We start from the raw sequence: 5192 nt of genomic DNA on the forward strand, positions 1-5192 counted from the left end.
GTCAGCTTTTCAGGTACCATTTTGGAAGCGGCTGTTGGTGCTTGATGGATTGGTTAGGTTCTTGAAATCATAGCACTTTCAGCCGCTTTCTTTTATACCCTGTGAGAAATCCGGGCTAGGCTCACAGGCTCCACATTTCTGCACTTTACAGGCGTGATTTGATATTCCTCTTCAGCCTCATTCCCACTTTACATGTACCTATACATGGATACCGTTTGGCATCATGCCGACTGCTAAATGCTGCCTAGTAATTGACCACCCGACTAGCCTGGCCGAAAAATAGGAGCTAAGCATGACCCACACCCACGACCCACGTTTGCTCACCGGAGTCGCTGGCCTCGACAAGATACTTCATGGTGGGTTGATTCCACAGCGAGCCTACCTGATTCGGGGTGGCCCAGGAACGGGGAAGACCACGCTTGGCATGCATTTCCTGATGACTGAGCATGCTTCGGATAATCTGCTGGTGACCTTGGGGGAAACCGAGGAGCAACTGCGCGATAACGCGAGGCGTAGCGGGCTCTCACTTGATGAAGTTAATGTGCTGGATGTGTCGCCTGGCCAAGCTAATGATGTCAGAAACAATACCTATAACCTGCTGGAAAGTTGGGATGTCGAAGGCAATACCATCCATGACAAGATCCTCGATCATGTTAGCGAACATCGGCCAAAGCGTGTCGTGATCGATTCGCTCAGCCAAATGCGCTACCTCTCGGCCGACACGTTTCAATTTCGCAAGCAGGCTCTGTCGTTATTGCGGACACTGACCGGGGAAGGGGCAACGGTAATCATTACCTCTGAAGAAAGCGCGGACGAAGACGATCAGGCTTTACCCTTTCTGAGCGACGGAGTGATCAGCCTATGGCACACAGAATTTGGTCGCTTATGTCGGGTCACCAAGCTACGTGGCTCCGGCTTTGAAGAAGGTCAGCACTTTTATCAACTTAACAAGCAAGGCATGACGCTTTTTCCACGCTTGATCCCCAGCAATCACTCTCGTATCAATACCCACACTCACATCAGCTCTGGCCTCCCCGAGCTCGACGCGCTCACCCATGGCGGCATTGAGCGCGGCACGGTGACCTTACTGTCCGGGCCCACTGGCGTAGGCAAGACAACGCTGGGTGCCCAACTGATGAGCCAAGCGGCGGCCAACGGCGAACGGGCAATGATTTACAATTTTGATGAGAGTGAATCAACTTTCTTCACCCGCTGTAGGCAGATTGGGCTGCCGGTCGAGCAAATGGTTGAGAAGGGCCATCTGCGCTTCAAGGCCGTCGAACCCCTGCTCTATCACCCTGATCAGTTCGCCGCTGGTGTCCGCAAGGAAGTTGAGGAAGCGGGTACGACTATGGTGATGATTGACAGTCTCTCGGGGTATCAACAATCGATGGCTGGTGAAAACCTGCAGGAGCGCGTTCACGCCCTATGCCGCTACCTGGTCAACATGGGCGTGACCGTGGTACTGGTCAATGAGGTCTTCACTATTACCGGCAACCAGGCTCGCGTGACGGAATATGGTCTGAGCTATGTTGCTGATAACATCATCATGCTTCGCTACATCGAACTGGACGGCGAGCTGCGCAAGACCATCGGCGTACTCAAAAAGCGAACCGGCAGCTTCGAGAAAGTCCTGCGCGAGTTCGATATTACCTCGGATGGGCTTATGGTTGGTCGGCCATTGCATGGCATGCGCGGATTACTAAGTGGCGTACCGGAAGTGATTCAACCTAATTATAATAGTGGCACGCAGTGACGGCTCGCGAAAACAATGACGTGAGGCGGCCCATCATGACTATCGCTTTGGCAAACAGAGCCAATGCTGAGCTGTTTAAGCGGATGGTCGGAGACGACGTACATTTGCAGGACACGCTTTTAGATCAGAGCGACAGGACGACCAGGGAGGTCGACCTAATCGTGGCGGACACAGCGTCGTTACAACATTACCGCGAACGCATATTACACCTACGCCGACAGGCCGCACCGATGATCCTGCCGGTGCTACTGGTCGCCGACAGCCGTTCGCGGCTTCCCTCGCGTGTCACCGTAGAACTCGGTCTCAGTGTCGACGACATCATGCGCATACCGACCACCCAGGCTGAATTGAAGGCAAGAATCGATAACCTGCTGCGTCTGCGCGCTCTATCGCAAGAGCAGGAGAATAATCGGCAGCAGCTGGAGGGCGTTGTCAGCGCCCTTCGCATCTTAAACGCCTGCGACAGGGTCATCGTCCGCGCCAAAAACGAAGAGGAGCTACTTAGCTCGCTATGCCAGACCATCGTCGATGAGGAGGGCTACAACCTTGCGTGGGTGGGATTTGCCATCGACAGTGCCGACAAGCCTATCGAAATTCAGGCCAGCGCCGGAGAGGCAGTGGCCTTTCTCTCAGAACTCACCCTCGGCTGGGGGCAAGACCTCAAAGGATCAGGAACAGTCGGTCAGTCACTGCGCTCGGGCGAGGTATTAGTAGTTAATGATATCGCCAAGGAACCCACCCTGGTCCATATAAAGGATCGTGCGTACATTCACGATTTGTCATCGGCCATCACCCTGCCGCTGATTTTCGAGTCAGGCCCTCCGGGTTGCCTGACTATCTACTCGCAGAATCATGAGCATTTCGGCCGTGAGGAATGCCAGCTACTGAAACGGCTTGCCGACAACCTAGTCTTCGGCTTAAACGCCTTACGCACCCTGCGAGAAAGCCAACACCAGTCAGCCGAAATTCATTATCTGGCCTATACCGATGCACTAACCGGCCTGCCCAATCGTCGCCATCTCATCCACTACCTAAACGGCATGCTAGACGCTGCAGAACACCATGAAACCTCTGGTGCGGTGCTGTTTATAGATCTCGATCGTTTCAAACTGATCAACGATGCATTGGGGCACGAGGTGGGCGACCGCGTGCTTATTCAAGTCGGCCAACGCTTAAAAGGCGCCGTGCGCAATGACGATCAAGTGATTCGTCAGGGAGGCGACGAGTTCCTGGTACTGATGAATCATGACCCTCGCCAAGGCGGCGCCTCGACGCGGGAAGAGATTATCACCAACGCCTGTGCGCTGGCCGACAGGATCATTGATCACGTATCAGAACCCATGCTGGAAGGCGGATTCACACACCATATTGGCGCCAGCATCGGGATCAGTCTGTTCCCCGACCATGGGCGTGATGCCACCCTGTTGATCGAAAATGCCGACAAAGCGATGTTCGAAGCCAAGCGTCAAGGCAGTGGATGCCGTCTGCTGTTTTCAGAAGACCTCTCGGCCAGCCGCCAGCAGCGCTTCGCCATGGAATCGCGCTTGCGCGAAGCGTTGGAAAACCAACAGTTCGAACTTTATTACCAGCCGATCTTTGAGCTCGACAGCTGCAATATTGTCGCCGTCGAAGCGCTGATCCGTTGGCCCCAGGCCAATGGAGAAGTCCTCATGCCCGGCGCTTTCATGCCAGTGGTCGAAGAGACTGGCTTAATCAAACCTCTCGGTGACTGGGTACTGGAAACCGCCGCTCGACAGTTGAAGGCTTGGCATGACCAGGGCTACAAGCTTTCCATGGCGGTTAACGTCAGCCTTAACCAGCTGCATTCGGGTTGTATCGCAGAAAGTTTTGCTGCCTTGGTGAAACCACATATCGATCCTTGCTGGATACACTTGGAAGTTACCGAAAATGCCCTGATGACCGACCCGGAAGCCATTGAGAGGCTGCTGGAAGAACTTCACACACAAGGCTTTCAGCTTGCTATTGATGACTTTGGCACCGGTTATTCCTCACTGAGCCGACTACAACACCTTTCTATACAAACCCTGAAGATTGATCGCAGCTTCATCAACGAGCTAGAGAAGCCGAATAGCAAGGGCGCGGCTCTGGTGTCGATCATTCAGCAAATGGCCGCCAGCCTAAACCTGCATACTGTTGCCGAGGGCATTGAAACCGATAAACAACGCCAAATACTGCTAGAAACGGCCGGCTCCAACGGTTGGGGGCAGGGTTTCTGGTTTAGCCGCGCCATACCCACTCAGGCGCTCGAAGCACGATTAAGGGAACAGTGACAATGTAATGGGTGCAAAGAAGGCGGGCACAATCAGAACGTTAGCCTAACTAAGGCGCCCTCTTACGCTTTTCAGCAAGAACGGCACATGGTATCGATGACGTCTAAACATCTCTCCTATATGTCTATACTGAATGCAGCCTCCTATTATTCTGATTGCACCGAGAACCCGCCAAATGAGCCAGCGAATCCTGATCCTGCAGGGCCATCCCGATGCCAGTAAGGCGCACCTTTGTCATTCTCTTGCTGAGCACTATAGCGAAGGCGCCCAGGCCAATGACCATGAGGTGCGCCTGATCGATCTCGCCTCTCTGGAATTTCCGCTGCTGCGCAGCCAGCAGGAGTGGCAAACGACCCCTCTGCCCGCTTCACTGACGGCGGCGCAGGAATCCATCAGCTGGTGCCAGCACCTAGTGCTGATCTTTCCACTGTGGCTTGGCGACATGCCGGCTCTTGTCAAAGCGTTTTTGGAACAAGTGCTGCGTCCAGGCTTCGCCTTCGAGTATGTGGAAGGCAACCCGCTGGGAAAAAAGGGATTGACCGGACGCTCGGCACGGATAGTGGTGACCATGGGCATGCCAGCGGTGATCTATCGCCACCTCTATCGGGCGCACAGCGTCAAATCGCTGGAGCGCAATATCCTCGGCTTTGTCGGCTTCTCGCCGGTGCGTGAGACACTGGTCGGTAGCGTGGAGACAATGAACGAGCTGAAGCGTAACGAGTGGTTCCGTAAGCTGCATGAGCTCGGGGCAAAAGCTAAGTGAGACCGGCAGTGGAGATGCCACTTCTCGAAGCCAAGATATTTTCTGTTCAAGCTCAAAGGATAAATTCTGCCCCAGACGATGTCGGAGCCATTAATGTCCCTTTACTGTAAAAAGCATAAGAAAGTGTATTTTATTAATCAATAACATCCACATTTGACTACTATAATCATTACTCAAGGATCAATATTTTCCACAAGGTAGTGAACGCATAATGAGTACCCAAGAACAGGATCGTTTGTTCGCGCTCCGTCAGTTAAACTTGCTAGCCCGGATTTCTCACAGGGTATAAAAGAAAGCGGCTGAAAGTGCTATGATTTCAAGAACCTAACCAATCCATCAAGCACCAACAGCCGCTTCCAAAATGGTACCTGAAAAGCTGACC

The 5192-nt window shown here is 53.4% G+C and carries 3 protein-coding genes; all 3 read left to right on the forward strand.

Annotated elements, in window-relative coordinates; genetic code table 11:
• Positions 1-292 precede the first annotated feature (292 nt).
• The 3 genes from V8L71_RS20215 (at position 293) to V8L71_RS20225 (ending at position 4810) form a co-directional block, all read left to right on the forward strand.
• Positions 293-1756 carry an ATPase domain-containing protein gene (locus tag V8L71_RS20215; RefSeq protein ID WP_336275279.1) on the forward strand — a complete coding sequence of 488 codons (1464 nt, stop codon included), beginning with the start codon at positions 293-295 and terminating at the stop codon, positions 1754-1756.
• Between the two features lie 35 nt (positions 1757-1791).
• Positions 1792-4047 carry a putative bifunctional diguanylate cyclase/phosphodiesterase gene (locus V8L71_RS20220; protein ID WP_336275280.1) on the forward strand — a complete coding sequence of 752 codons (2256 nt, stop codon included), beginning with the start codon at positions 1792-1794 and terminating at the stop codon, positions 4045-4047.
• Positions 4048-4222: 175 nt separating this feature from the next.
• Complete coding sequence (locus V8L71_RS20225) at positions 4223-4810, forward strand: NAD(P)H-dependent oxidoreductase (protein WP_336275281.1); 588 nt, start codon at positions 4223-4225, stop codon at positions 4808-4810.
• The last annotated feature ends 382 nt before the right edge of the window (positions 4811-5192 follow it).

It is taken from the genome of Vreelandella indica (assembly GCF_037070225.1).
Lineage (GTDB): Bacteria > Pseudomonadota > Gammaproteobacteria > Pseudomonadales > Halomonadaceae > Vreelandella > Vreelandella arctica.